Genomic DNA, 18,117 nt, shown 5'->3' on the forward strand with positions numbered 1-18,117 from the left:
AGCGGCTTACTTGCGAACCAGCTTGCGCACCTTGTTGAAGTCCGCCACATACAGCGTTTTTGCTTTGTCGAACACCACGCTGGTCGGGCCATGGAACAGGGCGCCCGCGCCGGTGTCGGCCGTGTCGCCGCCACTGCCGCCGCCGGCGATGGTGCTGACCTTGCCGGACGGGGCGATTTTGCGGATGAAATTGCCTTGCGTTTCCGCCACGTACAGGAAGCCGTCGGCGTCGATCGACAGGTTGACCGGCAAATTGAAGGTCGCAGCCGTTCCGGCGCCATTCGCACTGCCGGCGGCGCCGCTGCCGGCGAACGTCGTGACCACACCGGCCGGGGTGACTTTGCGGATCTTGTTATTGATGGCATCGGCCACGTACAGGTTGTTCGCCGCATCGATCGCCAGGCCAGACGGACCGTTGAAGCTGGCCAGCGCGCCGGTGCCGTCGCGGTTGCCCGTCACATCGGTCGTGCCGGCGAAGGTGCTGACGTCCCCCTGCTGCGTGATCCTGCGAATGACGTGGGCTTTTGCGTCAACAACAAACAGGTTGCCGGCACTGTCGATGACGATGCCACCGGGCTGCTTGAAACTGGCGAACAGGCCGTTGCCGTCGCGGCTGTCAAAGGTGCCGCTGCCGGCCACGGTGCTGATCACGCCGGCAGGCGTAATCTTGCGCACATTGCGCGCGCCCGAGTCGGACACGTACAGGTTGCCTGCCGTGTCGAACACCAGCGACGTTGGCGCGGCGAAGTTGGCGGCAGCGCCGGCACCGGTGGTGCCGCCGGCAAAGGTGGTGACAACGCCATCGACGGTCATTTTTCGGATCTGGCTGTTGCCACCGTCGCCCACGTAGAGATTGCCGCTGGCGTCGAGTGCCAGACCGAAAATGCCATTGAAGCGCACGGCGCTGCCGCTGCCGTTCGCCGCACCTGCCGTGTCGCTACCGGCCAGCGTGCTCACGCCAACCACCGCATCGGCGCAGATGACCGGCACCGACACATCGGTGCTGGCCATCACGGCCGGGAAGGTGCCGCTGATGCTGCACGCCTGGAAGCCCTGCGGCTGCGACGTGATGGCCACCGAATAGCTGGCGCCGGTGGCCACTTTATTCGCAAACACGAAGGAGGTACCGGCTTTCGGGACGGTGACCGTGTCGTTGCCATTGGCGACGACCAGCCCGCTGGCTTCGAGGTTGACCACAGGCCCGGCTACCAGGAACGACGCGGAGCCCGGCGGCGTGGTGCCGCTGCCGCCGCCGCTCGAACTGCCGCCTCCGCCGCCGCCGCATGCGGCCAATAGAAGGCAAATCAGGGCTGGCGCTGTATTTTTCATGATGGGTCTCGCGTGATCGTTAAGTGCGGCTGATAGTGCAGCCTGGAAATATTGTTGGTTTTTTAAAATTGTACTCGCGAGGAAATTTCTTGCTTGAGGAACATTTCAATTGTGTAATGGTGAAATCGGCTTCCTCACTGGGCCAGGGCCTGCGCGTGCACGAGAGTGCGCGACAACTCTGCTGCACCCAGAGACAAATCATTACAAAAACCGTTGCGACTTTGCTACAAAGTCGCAAGCTCAGCATCGTTCCTGCGCCCATGGTTGAACCGCGAGCTTGGCCTCCTTACCTGCGGAAACCCGGTATCATCGACGCCACCCCCTTATTCGAGTCCGCCATGCTGCAAACGCCCACCGGTTTTACGCCCCTGATCCGTTCCGAAGTGCACGCCGATCCGCTGACGTTCATCTTTCACGACAAACGTATATTGGTGCGTGAACATGACCAGGCGCTGCCGGACGCAGCTGCGTTGGCGCTGCTCGACATCGCGCCGCACGGCCTGCGTCCGGTCGGCCTGTGGGGCACGCGCTACGCCCAGACCAGCTGGACCGAAACCGACGCGGCGCCGCCCGGTTACGAATGGCGCGGCCTGCGCTCGCTGTTCGGCGCGCTGCCCGACGATTTGCTCGGTGTGGCCGGTCGCGCCGCGCAAATTGCCGAATGGGCGCGCACGCACCGCTTCTGCGGCAATTGTGGCAAGCGCATGGTGCAGGCCGAGGGCGAGCGCTGCATGACCTGTCCGCACTGTGGCCACCTGGCCTATCCGCGTATCTCGCCGGCCATGATGGTGCTCATCCGCAAGGGTGATGCGGTATTGCTGGCGATGCATGCGATCTCGCCGGCCAAGCGCTACACGCCGCTGGCCGGTTTCCTGGAGGCGGGCGAGTCGATCGAAGAAGCCGTGCACCGGGAAGTGATGGAAGAAGTCGGCCTGCGCGTGCACAACCTGCAATATTTCTCCAGCCAGTCGTGGCCCTTCCCCCATTCGCTGATGATCGCCTTCACCGCCGACTACCTCGATGGCGAGATCCGCGTCGATGCCAACGAAATCGCCGACGCCCGCTGGTTCGGCCCGGACGACGTGTGGCCCGAGAAAGTGGCGCACGTGTCGGTCTCGGCCATGCTGGTCGATGCGCACCGCCCGCCCGGGCGTTGAACAGGGGTTCAACGGCTGGCCGCGCGCATTTTCTATATACTTGCGGCAATCAAAATACGTGAAGGCTCTACCATGTCCCACCAAGATGACTTCTCCGAAAATGACTGGCGCCGCCTGCTGGCGTCGCTGGGGGAAGATCCCGACCGTCCCGGTCTGCAAGAAACCCCGGCGCGCGTCGCCAGGGCATGGGAACACTGGACCTCGGGTTATGGCCAGGATCCGGTCGAAGTTCTGAAGGCGTTTGAAGACGGCGCCGAGGAATACAACGAGCTGATCGTGGTGCGCGGCATCCCCGTCTACAGTCACTGCGAACACCACCTGGCGCCGTTTTTCGGCAAGGCGACGATCGGCTATCTGCCCAAGGGCAAGATCGTCGGCCTCTCGAAACTGACGCGCCTGGTCGACATTTTCTCGAAGCGTCTGCAAGTGCAGGAACGCATGACGATTCAAATCGCGAATGCGCTGATGGAAGTGCTGGAACCGAAAGCGGTGGGCGTGGTCGTGCGTTGCCGCCATATGTGCATGGAAAGCCGCGGCATCCGCACCACCGGCGAAGAAACGATCACCTCGGCCATGCTGGGCGGTCTGCGCAGCAATCTGGCGCTGCGCACCGAGTTTTTGGCGCTGGCGCGTGATTAAAATGTAGGGAGTGAGGGAACCAGTTCCTGAACGCGGCCTCAAATACATTTTGAGGCGAACATCATGGACCGGCCAGAATTCCCGAGCGATCTTTCGCGCGATCAGTTCGAGCAAGTGCGCGGCATGCTGGAAGCCGCGCGCCGCAAGACGCGCCCGCGCAAGCACGATTTATACGACGTCTACTGCGCGGTGCTGTACCTGCTTGAAACCCAGGGCGCGTGGCGCAGCATGCCGCCCACGTTTCCGCCCTGGCGCACGGTACATGAATACTTTACCCAGTGGACCATGTTGCGCGAGGCTGATGTGACGCTGCTCGAGCGCACCTTGCTGACGGTGGGGCGGGACCGGGCGGCGGCGCATCTGCGCAGTTTGATGGCGCCGCGGTAAGGGTGAACCAGCACCCTTAACCCGTCACCCCGGCGAAGGCCGGGGCCCATGCAGAATCAAGAGCACGGTGCTCTCAGTTCAGCATGGATACCGGCTTTTGCCGGTATGACGGTCTCACGTTGAGTGGCTAGAAGAAACGGCCTGTAGTACGTTTACTTCGCCGCCGCCGGCGCCGCTGCCTTCAAAAACACCAGCTTTTTCTCATCATCAAACTTGAAATTCCCTACCGGCAGCCCGGACACCCCCGCCCCCGGCTCGCCCAGATTCGTGCACGATTGAATATTTACCTGCCACATCTGCTCCCCCGCGCGCAGGGTGTACACATCGTCGCCACTATCGAACACCTCGATATCGAACTCCGACTGGCGCACCTTGCCCAGGTCAATCTTGCGCTGGCACTCCGGCATGCGCGCGGAGATGATGCCCACCGATAGCACATCGCTCCAGAAATAATCCTGGTTGGCGCGCACGGACAAGGTCTGGTCGGCGCCGTCGATGCGATAGGTCGCCGTGGCGCTGGTGCAGCCGGCAAGGGCGCAGCAGGCAAGGAGGGTGAAGGCGGGTAGCGGGCGCATGCTTTCCTGGTGGTCGTGGTGGTCGGCACCAGTATAAGGGCAACCCCAGAAAAACTTAAAAATCCATGCCCAATGCCATGATCGCCATGGTGCGGCGCGGGATGGGTACGGAAGCGCGGATTTCGGGGCCGCGGCGCGCCACCTTGAACTGCACGTACAAGGGGCCGTGCACGTCGGCGCGCGTATCGGCAATGTCGAAACGCAGGCCGGATACCAGGTCGGTGACCAGGTTGCGCGGCTTGTCGCCGGCGGCATCGCGAAATGCCGGCGCGACCGCGACCAGCTCGCTACCCGCCACGCGGCCTTCGGCGCCGGCAAAGGCCACGCACTTCAGGTAACGCGACATGCACCAGTTGTCCTTTGTGAGGCGGGCATCGGCCGTCACGCGCCACACGGTATCGACCGGAAGTCGCGCATCGTTGACCAAGTCGACGCTCAGGCGCGGCTCTTTTTGCTGCGCCTGGGCATGCAGCGCGGCGCAAGCCAGTGCGCCGCACAGGGCGGCACTGGCAAATCGGCGATGGCTGCTGGACTTGGTCATGAGCGGGTAACAGGCAATTGTTCGTAATTAATCGAGAAAGCGCATCAGTTCGATTTCATTGTGGCCCCAACCGTATAGCCATGCAAGCGAAACGGGTATCGTGTGCGTATTTACCACAGGAAAGTATTTCCGACAAGTATTTTGTGCAAAAAACAAGGATGTTGCGAAGTTGTAAGTGCGTCAGCGCACAGATTGTTGGTTACCCCATCTTTAGTATTTGGCAAATACGCGTCGTGGACGACGTCGAACGTTGTCAATTCAGTCAACGTTATTCAACACCGAGGCCAATTGGCTTCCCCTCGTGCAATGAATCAGGGACTTTGCTGCCCTGCGTGCATGTGGTCGCGTCGTACCAACCCTTTCAATTTTTGGAGTAAATACCACCATGCCTTCTAAAAAAGTGCCGTCCTCCTCTATCGCAGGTGCAGGTTCCGTCCTGAGTACCTTCGCCGGTCCTTCCGTTTCGCCACCGCCAGCCAGCCTCGGCTCGAAAGATGCCGATGCCACCGGCCTGCTGGAAAAAGTCGTTTCCGGCAAGGATCTGGCAGCGCAGACACCATCGAATCCCATCAAATCGGCGGAATATGGCGATGCCGCGCGCACGCCGACCGCCGGCCAGCCGCACGCACCGTCTTCGCCTCTGGCAGGCGCCAGCACCGACAGCGAAAGCGCGCAGTCAGATAAAACTGGCGCCGGCGTGCCGCCCAACGGCCGCAATAACAACAATGTGCCGCTCGATGGCGCACGGGTCGACAGCACCGGCCAGATGCTGACCACCAACCAGGGCGTAAAAATCGCCGACAACCAGAATTCCCTGAAAATCGGCCTGCGCGGACCGACCGCGCTGGAAGATTTTATTCTGCGCGAAAAAATCACCCACTTCGACCATGAGCGCATCCCGGAGCGTGTGGTGCACGCACGCGGCTCTGCTGCGCACGGCTACTTCGAAGCGTATGACGATTTATCGGAGATCACCAAAGCGGCGCCGTTCGCGAATAAGGGCAAGCAAACCCCGGTGTTCGTGCGTTTCTCGACCGTGGCCGGTGAACGCGGCTCGGCCGATACGGCGCGCGACGTGCGCGGCTTTGCCGTCAAGTTCTATACCGACGAAGGCAACTGGGACCTGGTCGGCAATAACATGCCGGTTTTCTTCATTCAGGACGCCATGAAGTTCCCCGACCTGATCCACGCGGTCAAGCCGGAGCCACACAATGCCATCCCGCAAGCTGCCAGTGCACACGACACGTTCTGGGACTTCGTCTCGCTGATGCCGGAATCGGCGCACATGCTGATGTGGGCGATGTCGGACCGCGCACTGCCGCGCAGCCTGCGTACCATGCAGGGTTTTGGTGTCCACACCTTCCGCCTGATTAATGCGCAAGGCGAATCGGTGTTCGTCAAATTCCACTGGAATCCGGTCGCGGGTACGCACTCGCTGGTATGGGACGAGTCGGCCAAGATCATGGGCGCCGATCCCGATTTTCATCGCCGCGACCTGTGGGAAGCGATCGAAGCGGGTGCTTATCCCGAGTGGGAACTGGGCCTGCAGATTTTCACCGAGGAGCAGGCCGACAGCTTCGACTTCGACGTGCTCGACTCGACCAAGCTGATCCCGGAAGAACTGGTGCCGCTGCGCGTGGTCGGCAAGATGGTGCTCGATCGCAATCCAGACAATTTCTTCGCCGAAACCGAGCAAGTGGCCTTCTGTACCGCCCACGTGGTGCCTGGCATCGACTTCTCCAACGACCCGCTGCTGCAGGGCCGAAACCACTCCTACCTGGACACGCAATTGTCCCGTCTGGGTGGCGCCAATTTCCATGAAATTCCGATCAATGCATCGGTGGCGCAAGTGCACAACAACCAGCGCGATGGCATCCACCGCCGCGCCATCCCGCGCGGTCGCGTCAGCTATGAGCCGAACTCCCTGGCCGGCGGCGCGCCTTACCAGGCGGGCAGCGCAGGCTTTTCGAGTTTCCCGGAACGTGTTGCCGAAGACAAGGTGCGCGGCAAGCCGGAGAAATTTGCCGAGCACTATGCCCAGGCAAAAATGTTCTTCGACAGCCAGACGCCGGCCGAGCAGAACCACATTGCCGGCGGCTTCCGTTTCGAGTTGACCAAGGTCACCGTGCCGGCGATTCGCCAGCGCGTGCTGGCGCTGCTGGCCAATGTCGATGCGGCGCTGGCAGCCACGGTCGCCGACGGCCTGGGCATGGAAGTGCCGGCCCCGTTGCCACTGGCCACCGATGCACCGCGTCCAACCTACGCGCCGTCGCCGGCACTGTCGCTGATGGCCCGTCCCGGCCAGACCGGCATTGCCACCCGCCGCGTCGCGATTTTTGTGGCGTCGGGTGTGGATGGTGACGCCGTCATGGCAATGTATGCCAGCCTGCTCGCTGGCGGCGCGGTACCGCGCCTGGTCGGCACCAAGATGGGCGCCGTCAAGAACGCCTTCGGCGCCGCACTGGAAGTGGAAGTGTCGGTCGAAGCCAGTCCGGCGGTGCTGTACGACGCCGTGATTGTTCCTGACGGCACCGATGGCATGATGCGCGAGCCGAAGATCATCGACTTCCTGCGCGACCAGTACGCGCACTGCAAGCCGATGCTCATCATCGGTACTGGCGCGGCATTGCTGGGCAAGGCAGGAATCGACGCCAAATTGCCGGATGGTAGCGACGACGCATCCTTGATCATGGGCGAGGCCGCCGATGCAAAGGCCGCGCTGGCGACGTTCACCAAGGCCCTCGGCCAGCACCGTTCATTCGCGCGCGAGCAAGACCCGGTTCAAGCGTAATATAAAGTTAACTATTCAAGCGGCGGCCTCGAAAGGGGCCGTTTTTCATTGCCTCTTACTTTATGGATGCCCTCATGATCACGCCCGTACGCTACAACCCCTCCTTTGAAGTGCTGGAAGAAGAAGAAGCAAAAACCGAACAAGGCTTTATCGATACGCTGCTGGGCATTTCGAACACCACGTACAAGGATAGCGGCCACGCCATCCGCAGCGTCCACGCCAAGAGTCACGCCCTGCTGCGCGGCACGCTGACGGTGCTGGACAATGTTGCGCCGGAATATGCGCAAGGCATCTTCGCCAAGGCAGGCACCTATCCGGTCCTGATGCGCCTGTCGACCACCCCGGGTGACATCCTCGACGACAAAGTGTCCACCCCGCGCGGTGTGGCCATCAAGATCATCGGCGTCGAAGGCGCACGCGTGGACGGCAGCGAAGGCGACGTCACGCAAGATTTTATTATGGTCAATGGCCCGGTGTTCGCAGCGCCGACCGGCAAGAAATTCCTCGGCAATTTGAAGCTGCTGGCAGGCACCACCGACAAAGTACCGACCCTGAAACTGGCCCTGTCGGCAGCCCTGCGCGGCGCGGAAAAAGTGCTGGAAGCGGTGGGTACCGAAAGCGCGACCCTGAAAAGCCTGGGCGGCCATCCGGAAACCAATCCGCTTGGCGAAACTTATTTCAGCCAGGTGCCGGTGCTGTTCGGCGATTACATGGCCAAATTGTCGCTGCGGCCTGCGTCGCCTGAAATCGCCGTGCTGAAAGACGCGCCGGTCGATCTGAAAGGCACGCCGGACGGCTTGCGCCACGCGATGCAGGAACATTTTTCGACCTTGGGCGGCACCTGGGAACTGTGCGCGCAACTGTGCACGGACCTGGAAACCATGCCGATCGAAGACGCATCGGTGGAGTGGAAGCAGGAACAGAGCCCCTATGTCGCGGTGGCGCGCCTGACGGTGACGCCGCAGGAAGGCTGGAGCGAGGAACTGTCGAAGAAAATCGATGACGGCATCCAGTTCAGCCCCTGGCACGCGGTGGCCGCGCACCGGCCGCTGGGCTCGATCATGCGCATCCGCAAGGCTGCGTATCAGGCTTCGCAGAAATTCCGCACCGAGAAAAATGGCGTGCCGATGGTCGAGCCGAAGGATATCAGCGCCTTCTGATCTTCATCGTGTCAGGCCAGCTTCATGGGCCTACCATTATTGAGAAGTCAACACGCGACGCGGTGGCACTGTTTGCCACCGACGCCGCACCGACACCACATACATTCAGCAAGCCCAGGAATGTTGGCCGCGCACCGCGCGCAGGCTCTTCTTGTTTGTTCATCCCGCCTTGTGCGAAGGAGTGACCATGGCTTCGCTTCCTGTTGTTCCCGAACCTGCCAACTTGCCCTTGCGGCTGCGCCGCCTGCGCGCAGTCTACGATGCGCATAAATCCAGCCGTGTCCCCTTCGTTCTGCTCAGCATTTTTTTGCTGGGGACGTGGGCGGTGGCGGCCTGCAGGGGCGCCGGCCCCAACTATCACCTCGGCAATGCATTGATCTGGGGCTTTGGTTTTTGCGTCGGTGGCATGCTGCTGGGTTTCCTGTTTGCCATACCGCGCATCCTGCCCGCCGGCACCATCGTCGCCCCCGCGCGCGTGACCGCCAACGGCAAGCGCGACACCGATCCGGGCACCGCCAGCATCGTCAACCATGGCAGCAACTCGCCCAGCGAGATCAATTCGAACCTGGTTGAGGTGTCTGATTGGCTCACGAAAATCATCGTCGGTGTTGGCCTGGTCGAACTCAAGCAGTTACCGAGCACCGCGCGCGGCGTGGCCGACTACATCGCCCCCAGCCTGGGCCTCGAAGCCGGCGTGGCCGCGCCGGTGGCCGGCGGCATCATGCTGTTTTACAGCGCGCTCGGCTTCCTGATCGGCTACCTGCTGACGCGGATCTACCTTGCCGTGATCATCAAGTGGGCAGATAACCAGGTTAAAAACCTGAACACGGTGCGCCTTGACAGCGGTGCCGAGATCGACGCCAGCGAGTTGATTCGCCTGCAGCAAAGGGCGCTGGCCGACGTGCAGGAAGCTGTGGTGAATATCGTGTCGGCGATGCCTGAGCAGTCCGGCCTGGCGGCAGCGCCGCACGCGCCGGTGGTGCTGCCAACCGCCCCTGGCCGGATTCTCTGGATGGATGGCCGACCCGCCAAAAACGCGCTGCTGGTGGAACAGCTCACGCGCGCGAACGTCATCGTCGAGCAGGTGCGGACCAGCAAAGACGCCCTCGAGCGGCTGGCCAGCGGCACGCATCCGTTCGATGTCGTCATCACCGACATGACCGGCGTCGAAAATGGCAAAGCGCTGCCGGACGCCGGCATTGTGCTCACGCGCGAAATCCAGCGGCTGCTGCCCGAGCTGCCGGTGCTGGTGTACTGCACCAAGAAAGACGCCGAGTTGTACGGCGCGCCGGCCGCGGAATCGGGCGCGCGCCTAGTGACCACCTCGGGCACACAATTGATCGCGGTAATCGCCCGGATCCTGAAGGCGGCGGGCCGTTCCATCCTGCTGGGTTGACAGCGCACGATAGGCCGGGGGCAGCGCGATGAACCGCTTTACAATATGGCATCGCAATCGCAGTGGCCACCCGGCCTCGCTCCCATGGCCTACATTCACCCATCCGGCTGGTCCGAAATGTCTGTCACCGGCCTCGCCGCGCGCGAGCTGGATACCCTGAACTATCTTGACGATGCATTGAAGGATGCGCCGTACAGCATTTACCACGGTGTGCACTGGACCAAGGTGGAGCAGGGCTTCTCGGCTTACGGCGAGATCGACTTCATCATCGTCGCGCCGAACGGGCGCGTGCTGCTGATCGAACAAAAATCCGGTTTCCTCACCGAAACCGAAGACGGCCTGCACAAAAGTTTTCGGGGCAAACCAACCAGGGTGCGCACGCAAATCACCCGCACCATCGACGCTCTCGCAAAACGCTTCGAGGGCGAGCTGTCGATCGACTATCTGCTGTACTGCCCCGACTACATCGTGCGCGACCCGCACCTGGCCGGCATCGAGCCTACCCACATCATCGACGCCACCGAGAAGGATCAGTTGGCCGCCAGGGTGCGCGCGCTACTGCCGATTACCGACACCACCGCGCAATTCGAAAAAGTCGCCCGCTTTCTCGGCGACACCCTGAGCCTGCGTCCCGACCCGAGCTCGATGATCGGCAGCGCCGACAAGCTGGTGACGCGCCTGTCCGGTGGCCTGGCCACCTGGGCGCGACGGCTCGAATTCACGCCGTACCGGCTGCACGTGGTAGGCACCGCCGGCAGCGGCAAAACCCAGCTGGCGCTGGCAGAATATGCCGCCGCCATCGACGCCGGCCTGCGCCCGCTCTACGTCTGCTACAACCGTCCGCTGGCCGACCACATCGCCACACTGGTGCCGCCCGGCGGCCTGGTGTCCAACTTCCACATGCTGGGCGACGCCTTCGAGCGCGCGCGCGGCATCGTTCCCGATTACAAAAAGCCGGGCATCTGGGAAGAAATCGAACACGTGCTGGGCAGCGCCGACATCCCGGCGCACTGGCAATACGACGTGCTGATCGTCGACGAAGGCCAGGATTTTTCCAGCGCCTGGCGCGACGTCGTGCTGCGCATGTTAAAACCCGGCGGGCGCGCCATCTGGCTGGAAGACCCGACCCAAAACCTGTACGGCCGCGAGAGCGTCGCGCTGCCGGGCTGGGTGACGCTGCATTCGCACACCAACTACCGCAGCCCGCGCCAGATCGTCGAACTGCTGGCGGCGATCGGCGAAGCACGCCAGCCGGTGGAAGCGGCCAGCCCGTTCGCCGGTGCCGACATCGATTACCTGGTTTATCCGCAAGGCGACGTCGACGCCATCCTGGCGCAAACCAAGCACGCAATTACCTTGTGCCTTGCGGACGGCTACAAGCGCCAGGACGTCGCCATCGCCTCGTTTCGCGGACGCGAAAAATCCGTGATCCTCAAGCTCGACACGCTGGGCGATGCGCACACATTAAAATCGTTCACGGGCGAATACGATCTGTTTGGCGACCAGGTGTTCCGCGACGGCGGCTTGCTCGCCGAATCGGTCTATCGCTTCAAGGGACAATCTGCGCCGGCGGTGATTTTTACCGAGATCGATTTCGAGGAGATCGACGAGCTGGTGTTCCGCAAGCTGTTCGTCGGGATGACGCGGGCGCGTTTGAAACTGGTGCTGGTGATGAGTGACCGGGCGGCGGAGAAATTGCTGGACCGGATTTGATCCGGTCGTGGGAACCATCTGTACGCCGCACCGATGCACGGTGCGGCGTGGTGTGGCTGGTCAGGTGTTGCGGCGACGACGCGCCAGCAGGCCAGCCAGGCCCAGGCCGAACAGGGCGATGCTGGCAGGCTCAGGGACATCGCTCACTTGCAGGTCGAGCGACACCGGGCTGCCGCCGCTGAAGCCGAACAAATACTGTCCCGTTGCGCCGTTCACCGAGCCGCCGATGGTGAAATAGCCCTTGTGAAGCATGTCCTGCAGCGCTGCAGCATTGAGTTTGAAGTTCAGTACATCGGTGCTGCCTCCGGTGGCAACGGCGTAGCTACCATACTTGGTGCCTGTGCCCAGGTCAGCGAAAATTGCGGAACTGTATCCGACGTTGTTGTTGACGACGCTGGCGGCGGTCGTTACATCCCACAGATTCAGGCTGACGGCGGCATTTTGGGTGCCGCGGGCGATGCGCATGGTTGCGCTGGTAATCGTGCCGGCGATCTGGCTCAAATCGAAGGTGAAAAAGCTGCGCACCTCATTGGCACCATTATTTCCAGTGAAATAATTGTCGTTACTGTCAGTGCTCGGGTTGGATGCGACAGCACTCCACCAGCCTTGATTGTTGACGCCCCTGTCGAACGTTGACTGGGCTGTTGTGACCGTGATGGCCGTGGCGCTGGCGGTGGAGGCGACTGCAGTGAACGTGGTCAGGATCAGGGCAGCAAGAATTTTTTTCATGATGTACCAGGAATTGAGGTGGAGTAGAAATTTCCTATATGCATTATTCGTGCCACATGGAAAATGTCGTTGAAATACAGCAACTTATGCAGAGGGCATACTTCGCTGCGCTGGTGTGTGTAAGATTTTTCGACAGTTTGCCTGACCGTATACCAGCGCTGATCTTGCTGAAGCTGTCGCTGAATAAGCGTGGGAGGGCGGCGCGGAAGGTGCTGGGTCGGATTTGAAGTGGTGGTCGCGGCTGCGCTCCGACAAATATCAAAGGTCGGCGACCGCCGAAGTTTTTAGTGACGCGTCGTACCTACGAGGCCCGCGCCGCGCATTTCGCCGCGTTCGATCACGCCATTACGCAGCGTCGTCGCTGTCACACCACACGCGTTTGACATTCCCCGGGCCTGATCTAAGCTAAACCTCACCGACGCAAGGCCGACCCGTAAGTCCGTATTGCGTCATCGTAGCCCCGCTAAAAATCGACGCCACCGGAGACCGAAATGTCTACGCAACCAACACTGCGGGGTGCTTGCGCGTCCCGCTTCATGAGGATGGCCATGAGCCTGCTCACCACCATCCTCCTGTGCGCCAGCGCCGCCGCAGCGGTCTTGCCCCTGCCAAAGTACAACGTCAGCGTCAATGACGTGTCGGTTTCCGGCTTCTCGTCCGGCGCCGACATGGCCGTGCAAATGCACTTCGCCTATTCGAAGACGATCAAAAAAGGGGCGGGCGTAATCGCCGGCGCACCGTACTACTGCTCGCAAGGCAACGTGACGATTTCGGTAACCGCCTGCATGCTCAACACCGCTCCGCGCAACCTGTCTTACCTGTATTCCATCATCAACACCTGGTCCAGCAACGGCTACATCGATCCGACCAGCAATATGGCCGCATCGAAGGTCTACCTGCTGTCCGGCACCCTCGACTCCACGGTCCGGCAACCGGTGATGAACGACTTGCACACCATGTACGCCAACTACCTGCCGGCCGCCAATATCGTCTACAAGAACGACCTGGCCGTCGAGCACTCGATCCCCACCGATTACTTTGGCGGCGCGTGCACTTTCAACGGCATCCCCTTCGTCGACAACTGCAATTTCGACACTGCGGGCGCCATCCTCAGCTGGCTGTACGGCCCGCTGAACGCGAAAAACGTCAGCACCTTGAGCGGCGTCTTTATCAACTTCGACCAGGCGCCGTTCTGGGGCAACTTCAATCCGCTGATGCACGGCATGTCGACCAGCGGCTACGCTTACGTGCCGGCCAGTTGCGCGGCCCAGCAAGCCTGCAAACTGCACATCGCCTTCCACGGCTGCCTGCAAAACGCCGGCACTATTGGCACCGCGTTTTACCAGAACGCAGGCTACAACCGCTGGGCGGATACCAACCAGATGATCGTGCTGTATCCGCAGACGGTGGCGACGGCCGCAAACCCGGGCGGCTGCTGGGATTGGTGGGGCAGCGACGACCTGAATTTTCCGGGAAAGAGTGGTGGGCAAATGGTGGCGATCAAGACAATGATCGATCGCATCGTCAGCGGGAACACTGCCACGCCATACACGTGCGCTAACTGGTACGACAGCAATTACATGCACGTGTATTACGGGCGTGCGTACGTAGGAAGTGACGGGCAGACGTATGCGATCAATTCGAATCAGTACCTTGGGTTTTACTCGCTGGGGGCGTACACGGATGTGAGGAGGACGGCAGCGGGGTTTTACTCGTACGGGAGTTGTATTTAAGGAAAGAGCTCGGTTGATTTGTAGATCTGTTTGAAAGCCTGCAAATTAATCGAAATTTAGCATCGCGCTTTCTCACCCTCAGCGACCAAAAGATGATAATGTTGTTCAATATCTTTTGAGCAATGGCGGGATGGATGTTGAATCTGCTACAGGATGTTGTTGATAATTTTTTGCAAACAAAGGCTACTTTGCTCGGACGGGCAAACGTTATTGGTGCTCCTGACCAGATTGCATTACTTGAAGCAATTCCTGCCCGTATTGAACAACATCTTGCGGCACGTGGGATCGCTCACCTGTACAAGGTTAAGGGTTCCATTGGTAACGGCAATATCGCACGCGTGCCATGGGTATCGATTTTTCGAACATCGATAACGAAAAATGCTGAGAATGGGTATTACATCGTTTTGCTTTTTTCAGAAGACATGAGCTCCTGTTTTCTTAGTTTAAATCAAGGGATTACAGCGGTTCAAAAAATGTACACCCGTACATTTGCTCTGCGAAAGATGCAGGAAGTCGCTAGCGCAGCACTGAAATATCTGGAGATTTACCCTGAGACAGTGCAAGGCAAAATCGACTTGAAATCTACCGGGGATCTTGGTCGTGGGTACGAAGCCGCTGCCATTGAGAGTTTTCAATATTATGCACAGGAATTGCCTTCGGAAAAGCAGTTTTTCGAGAATCTTGACTTTTTGCTGAATGAATATTCACTGCTAGAAAATATCTTCAAGGCAGACCTATATTCTCTATTAGATGTTTCTGAAGAAGAATTTCAGCAAGTCGCACTGGAAAAAGCTGCTATGCTGATTCCCGAGAAAGCACTCGATGGCGACCCGCCAGGTGGTGTAGCCCTTGGCAATGCTTCTGTCTTAGGGACGAAGGGATTTGTTAGGTCACCAATAGTTTCGGCAACTGCTATTCGAAATGCAAACTTTTCATGTGAAATCGACGAAAGTCACTGGACTTTTGTTTCAAAGGCGAAAAAGCAAAAATATGTAGAAGCGCATCATTTGATCCCAATTTGCCATCAGAACAAATTTGAATTTTCGCTGGATGTTGTTGCCAATATTATTTCACTTTGCGCCACTTGCCATAGAATGCTGCACTTCGGCGTGGCTGAAGAGAAGCGCACCTTGTTGAAATCTCTGCTGAAGAAGCGGCGAGATGGACTTCGCTCTCGATCCATCAATGTGAAAGATGAGGCTTTCCTGGCGTTTTATGGAAATTCTGAAATTCTGGAATAATAAAATATTGATGTTTAATAAAAAACGGCCCGCGGGCCGTTTTTTAATAGAATCTAAAAATCAGACGTCAATATTCCCCGCCCTTAGCGCATTCGACTCAATAAAGTGCCTGCGCGGCTCCACGTCATCCCCCATCAACGTCGTGAAGATCTGATCCGCAGCAATCGCATCATCAATCTGCACCTTGAGCAGGCGGCGCACCGTCGGATCCATCGTGGTTTCCCACAACTGCGCCGGGTTCATCTCGCCCAGACCTTTGTAGCGCTGCTTCGTCACGCCGCGTTCGGCTTCGTCACGCAACCAGCCCATGGCCTGGTGGAAATCGACCACGGCCGATTCTTTCATACGGTCCCCTTCGCCGCGGCGCACGAACGCGCCTTCGCCAATTAAACCTTTGAAGGTCGCGGCGGCATTGGCCAGGACGGTGTAGTCGACGCCATCGACGAAATCGGCATCGATTGCGCTGACTTTTACATTGCCGTGGTGCATACGCTGGATGATCAGGGCGTGTTTTTCGGTCAGGTCATCGGAACGTACGCCGACTTTGACCGCCGGGTCGCCGATGGTCTCGGCCAGGGCGGCGGCAGACATTGCGGCCGCTTCTGCACTGGTCAGGTCGAGCGTCACGCCGGTCATGATGGCGGTCAGGGCTGCGCGGTCGATGACGCGGGTCAGGCGCATCATGATGGCGTTCGACAGGTTGTAGACGCGCACCAGCTCGCCCAAAGCGTCGCCGCTGATGGCGTCGGCGCCGTCGCGCGGGATCAGCGCGGCCGTGTTCAGCGCCACGTTCATCATGTAGCTGGCTTCCTCGACGTCATCCTTGAGGTAACGCTCGTCGCGACCGGCTTTCACTTTGTACAGCGGCGGCTGGGCAATGTAGATGTGGCCGCGCTCGACCAGTTGCGGCATCTGGCGGTAGAACAGCGTCAGCAGCAGGGTGCGGATGTGGGCGCCGTCGACGTCCGCATCGGTCATGATGATGATGCGGTGATAGCGCAGTTTATCGACGTTGAATTCGTCCGGGCCGATCGAGGTGCCGAGCGTGGCGATCAGGGTCGTGATCTGCTCCGACGACAGCATCTTTTCAAAGCGCGCCTTTTCCACGTTCAGCACCTTGCCGCGCAGCGGCAAAATGGCCTGGAATTTACGGTCGCGCCCTTGCTTCGCCGAGCCGCCTGCCGAGTCACCCTCGACGATGTACAGTTCGCACAAGGCCGGGTCTTTTTCCTGGCAGTCGGCCAGTTTCGACGACAGGCCCAGGCCATCCATGATGCCTTTGCGGCGCGTCAGGTCACGCGCCTTGCGGGCCGCTTCGCGCGCGCGCGCGGCTTCGACGATCTTGCCGCAGATGATTTTCGCGTCGTTCGGACGCTCTTGCAGGTAGTCGGACAGCGTTTTGGCGACGATTTCTTCCACCGGGCCGCGCACTTCCGACGACACCAGCTTGTCCTTCGTTTGCGACGAAAATTTTGGCTCCGGCACTTTCACGGACAGCACGCAAGTGAGTCCCTCGCGCATGTCGTCGCCCGAGATTTCGACCTTGGCTTTTTTGGCGAAGTCGTTTTCGTCGATGTATTTGTTGATCACGCGCGTCATTGCGGCACGCAGGCCGGTCAGGTGCGAGCCACCGTCGCGCTGCGGGATGTTATTCGTGAAGCACAGCACTTGCTCGTTGTAGGCGTCGTTCCATTGCATCGACACGTCCACCGAGATATTCGTGTTCTGGTCCGACATGCGCTCGCCGGTGGCCTGGAACACGGTCGGGTGCAGCACGGTTTTGGCTTTGTTGATGTATTCGACGAAGCCGCGCGTGCCGCCTTCGAATGCAAACAATTCTTCCTTGCCGGTGCGCTGGTCGGACAGTTTGATGTTCACGCCATTATTCAGGAACGACAGCTCGCGTATCCGCTTGGCCAGGATTTCGTAGTGAAATTCGACGTTATTAAAAATTTCTTCGTCGGCCCAGAAGTGGACCTCGGTGCCGCGTTTATCGGTCTCGCCAATGACTTTGATTGGTGAAACGGCCACGCCGTCGATGATTTCGGTGATGCGGTCTTGCGGCACGCCGCGGACAAAATCCATGGTGTGGACTTTGCCGTCGCGGCGGATGGTCAGTTTCAGCAGTTTCGACAGCGCGTTCACGCAGGAGACGCCCACGCCGTGCAGGCCGCCCGACACTTTATAAGAGTTCTGGTCGAACTTGCCGCCGGCGTGCAGTTCGGTCATGACGATTTCGGCAGCCGAGCGTTTTGGCTCGTGCTTGTCGTCCCACTTCAGGCCGGTCGGTACGCCGCGGCCATTGTCGGTGATCGAGATCGAGTTGTCGGAGTGGATAGTGACGTGGATTTCGGTGCAATAGCCGGCCAGCGATTCATCGATGGAGTTGTCCAGCACTTCGAACACCAGGTGGTGCAGGCCGGTGCCGTCCGAGGTGTCGCCAATGTACATGCCCGGGCGCTTGCGCACCGCTTCCAGACCTTCCAGGATTTGAATGGAGGAGGCGCCGTAGTCTTCGGATTTTGAAGCTGCGGGGAGTTTTGGTTGCGTGTTCTCGGACATGGACTGCTTTCTCTAAAAACGTATCTGGTGTTGCGGGGTGCTGCTGCTACCACCGTCACCCCCGCGGAGGCGGGGGCCTATAACCCGTATGCAGTATTGAAGAGTTTGCGATGCTGCACAGGTGGTATGGGTCCCGGCCTTCGCCGGGATGACGGTTTTTAGTG

General features: G+C 59.9%; 13 protein-coding genes and 1 pseudogene. 9 read left to right on the forward strand and 5 right to left on the reverse strand.

The features are described from left to right. Positions 1-6: 6 nt before the first annotated feature. Positions 7-1,329 carry a hypothetical protein gene (locus tag V6M87_RS23020; protein WP_332879005.1) on the reverse strand — a complete coding sequence of 441 codons (1,323 nt, stop codon included), beginning with the start codon at positions 1,327-1,329 and terminating at the stop codon, positions 7-9. Between the two features lie 338 nt (positions 1,330-1,667). Here V6M87_RS23020 and nudC point away from each other — a divergent pair, with 338 nt between their 5' ends. The 3 genes and pseudogenes from nudC to V6M87_RS23035 form a co-directional block, all read left to right on the forward strand. Then, a complete protein-coding gene (gene nudC / locus V6M87_RS23025; RefSeq protein WP_332879006.1) occupies positions 1,668-2,486 on the forward strand; it encodes an NAD(+) diphosphatase in 819 nt (272 codons plus the stop codon). Positions 2,487-2,558: 72 nt separating this feature from the next. Further along, positions 2,559-3,125 carry a GTP cyclohydrolase I FolE gene (folE, locus tag V6M87_RS23030; RefSeq protein ID WP_332879007.1) on the forward strand — a complete coding sequence of 189 codons (567 nt, stop codon included), beginning with the start codon at positions 2,559-2,561 and terminating at the stop codon, positions 3,123-3,125. 63 nt (positions 3,126-3,188) lie between these two features. Beyond that, positions 3,189-3,464, forward strand: a pseudogene (locus V6M87_RS23035) (transposase); the annotation flags it as partial. Between the two features lie 200 nt (positions 3,465-3,664). On the opposite strand, the gene V6M87_RS23040 reads toward V6M87_RS23035, so the two are convergent. Together V6M87_RS23040 and V6M87_RS23045 are read right to left on the reverse strand one after the other, a co-directional pair. Further along, on the reverse strand, positions 3,665-4,087 hold the full coding sequence (locus V6M87_RS23040) for a hypothetical protein (RefSeq protein ID WP_332879008.1): 423 nt from the start codon (positions 4,085-4,087) through the stop codon (positions 3,665-3,667). Positions 4,088-4,142: 55 nt separating this feature from the next. Then, the gene (locus V6M87_RS23045; protein WP_332879009.1) at positions 4,143-4,628 is read right to left on the reverse strand and encodes a hypothetical protein; all 486 of its coding nucleotides are present in this window, start codon (positions 4,626-4,628) and stop codon (positions 4,143-4,145) included. Between the two features lie 385 nt (positions 4,629-5,013). On the opposite strand from V6M87_RS23045, the gene V6M87_RS23050 reads away from it, so the two are divergent. The 4 genes from V6M87_RS23050 to V6M87_RS23065 all read left to right on the forward strand — a co-directional run bounded on the left by V6M87_RS23050 (position 5,014) and on the right by V6M87_RS23065 (position 11,688). Continuing rightward, the gene (locus V6M87_RS23050) at positions 5,014-7,419 is read left to right on the forward strand and encodes a catalase (RefSeq protein WP_332879010.1); all 2,406 of its coding nucleotides are present in this window, start codon (positions 5,014-5,016) and stop codon (positions 7,417-7,419) included. A 74-nt stretch (positions 7,420-7,493) separates the two neighbouring features. After that, positions 7,494-8,579, forward strand: coding sequence for a catalase family protein (locus tag V6M87_RS23055; RefSeq protein WP_332879011.1), 1,086 nt, complete (start codon positions 7,494-7,496; stop codon positions 8,577-8,579). 187 nt (positions 8,580-8,766) lie between these two features. Then, on the forward strand, positions 8,767-9,975 hold the full coding sequence (locus tag V6M87_RS23060; protein ID WP_332879012.1) for a hypothetical protein: 1,209 nt from the start codon (positions 8,767-8,769) through the stop codon (positions 9,973-9,975). Between the two features lie 84 nt (positions 9,976-10,059). Next, positions 10,060-11,688, forward strand: a complete 1,629-nt coding sequence (locus V6M87_RS23065; RefSeq protein ID WP_332879013.1) for an ATP-binding domain-containing protein — start codon at positions 10,060-10,062, stop codon at positions 11,686-11,688. A gap of 60 nt (positions 11,689-11,748) precedes the next feature. Here the strand turns inward: V6M87_RS23065 and V6M87_RS23070 are convergent, their stop codons facing one another. Next, positions 11,749-12,417 (reverse strand): PEP-CTERM sorting domain-containing protein, encoded by a 669-nt coding sequence (locus tag V6M87_RS23070; RefSeq protein WP_332879014.1) that lies wholly within the window; start codon positions 12,415-12,417, stop codon positions 11,749-11,751. A 548-nt stretch (positions 12,418-12,965) separates the two neighbouring features. Here V6M87_RS23070 and V6M87_RS23075 point away from each other — a divergent pair. Next, entirely contained in the window at positions 12,966-14,150 is a 1,185-nt protein-coding gene (locus V6M87_RS23075; RefSeq protein WP_332879015.1) for an extracellular catalytic domain type 2 short-chain-length polyhydroxyalkanoate depolymerase, read from the forward strand. Between the two features lie 134 nt (positions 14,151-14,284). Further along, the gene (locus tag V6M87_RS23080) at positions 14,285-15,391 is read left to right on the forward strand and encodes an MrcB family domain-containing protein (RefSeq protein WP_332879016.1); all 1,107 of its coding nucleotides are present in this window, start codon (positions 14,285-14,287) and stop codon (positions 15,389-15,391) included. A gap of 60 nt (positions 15,392-15,451) precedes the next feature. On the opposite strand, the gene gyrB is transcribed toward V6M87_RS23080, so the two are convergent. Next, positions 15,452-17,953, reverse strand: a complete 2,502-nt coding sequence (gene gyrB / locus V6M87_RS23085) for a DNA topoisomerase (ATP-hydrolyzing) subunit B (protein WP_332879017.1) — start codon at positions 17,951-17,953, stop codon at positions 15,452-15,454. Positions 17,954-18,117 lie beyond the last annotated feature (164 nt).

Origin of the sequence: Massilia sp. S19_KUP03_FR1 (genome assembly GCF_036688685.1) — a bacterium.
Lineage (GTDB): Bacteria > Pseudomonadota > Gammaproteobacteria > Burkholderiales > Burkholderiaceae_D > JALYUM01.

Excerpts from the sequence above, each read along its gene's own strand:
- gyrB (WP_332879017.1), bottom strand. The coding sequence starts at position 17,953 with ATGTCCGAGAACACGCAACCAAAACTCCCCGCAGCTTCAAAATCCGAA.
- V6M87_RS23050 (WP_332879010.1), top strand. The coding sequence starts at position 5,014 with ATGCCTTCTAAAAAAGTGCCGTCCTCCTCTATCGCAGGTGCAGGTTCC.
- V6M87_RS23040 (WP_332879008.1), bottom strand. The coding sequence starts at position 4,087 with ATGCGCCCGCTACCCGCCTTCACCCTCCTTGCCTGCTGCGCCCTTGCC.
- V6M87_RS23060 (WP_332879012.1), top strand. The coding sequence starts at position 8,767 with ATGGCTTCGCTTCCTGTTGTTCCCGAACCTGCCAACTTGCCCTTGCGG.
- V6M87_RS23045 (WP_332879009.1), bottom strand. The coding sequence starts at position 4,628 with ATGACCAAGTCCAGCAGCCATCGCCGATTTGCCAGTGCCGCCCTGTGC.
- V6M87_RS23080 (WP_332879016.1), top strand. The coding sequence starts at position 14,285 with ATGTTGAATCTGCTACAGGATGTTGTTGATAATTTTTTGCAAACAAAG.
- V6M87_RS23070 (WP_332879014.1), bottom strand. The coding sequence starts at position 12,417 with ATGAAAAAAATTCTTGCTGCCCTGATCCTGACCACGTTCACTGCAGTC.
- V6M87_RS23055 (WP_332879011.1), top strand. The coding sequence starts at position 7,494 with ATGATCACGCCCGTACGCTACAACCCCTCCTTTGAAGTGCTGGAAGAA.
- nudC (WP_332879006.1), top strand. The coding sequence starts at position 1,668 with ATGCTGCAAACGCCCACCGGTTTTACGCCCCTGATCCGTTCCGAAGTG.
- V6M87_RS23020 (WP_332879005.1), bottom strand. The coding sequence starts at position 1,329 with ATGAAAAATACAGCGCCAGCCCTGATTTGCCTTCTATTGGCCGCATGC.
- folE (WP_332879007.1), top strand. The coding sequence starts at position 2,559 with ATGTCCCACCAAGATGACTTCTCCGAAAATGACTGGCGCCGCCTGCTG.
- V6M87_RS23065 (WP_332879013.1), top strand. The coding sequence starts at position 10,060 with ATGGCCTACATTCACCCATCCGGCTGGTCCGAAATGTCTGTCACCGGC.
- V6M87_RS23075 (WP_332879015.1), top strand. The coding sequence starts at position 12,966 with ATGAGCCTGCTCACCACCATCCTCCTGTGCGCCAGCGCCGCCGCAGCG.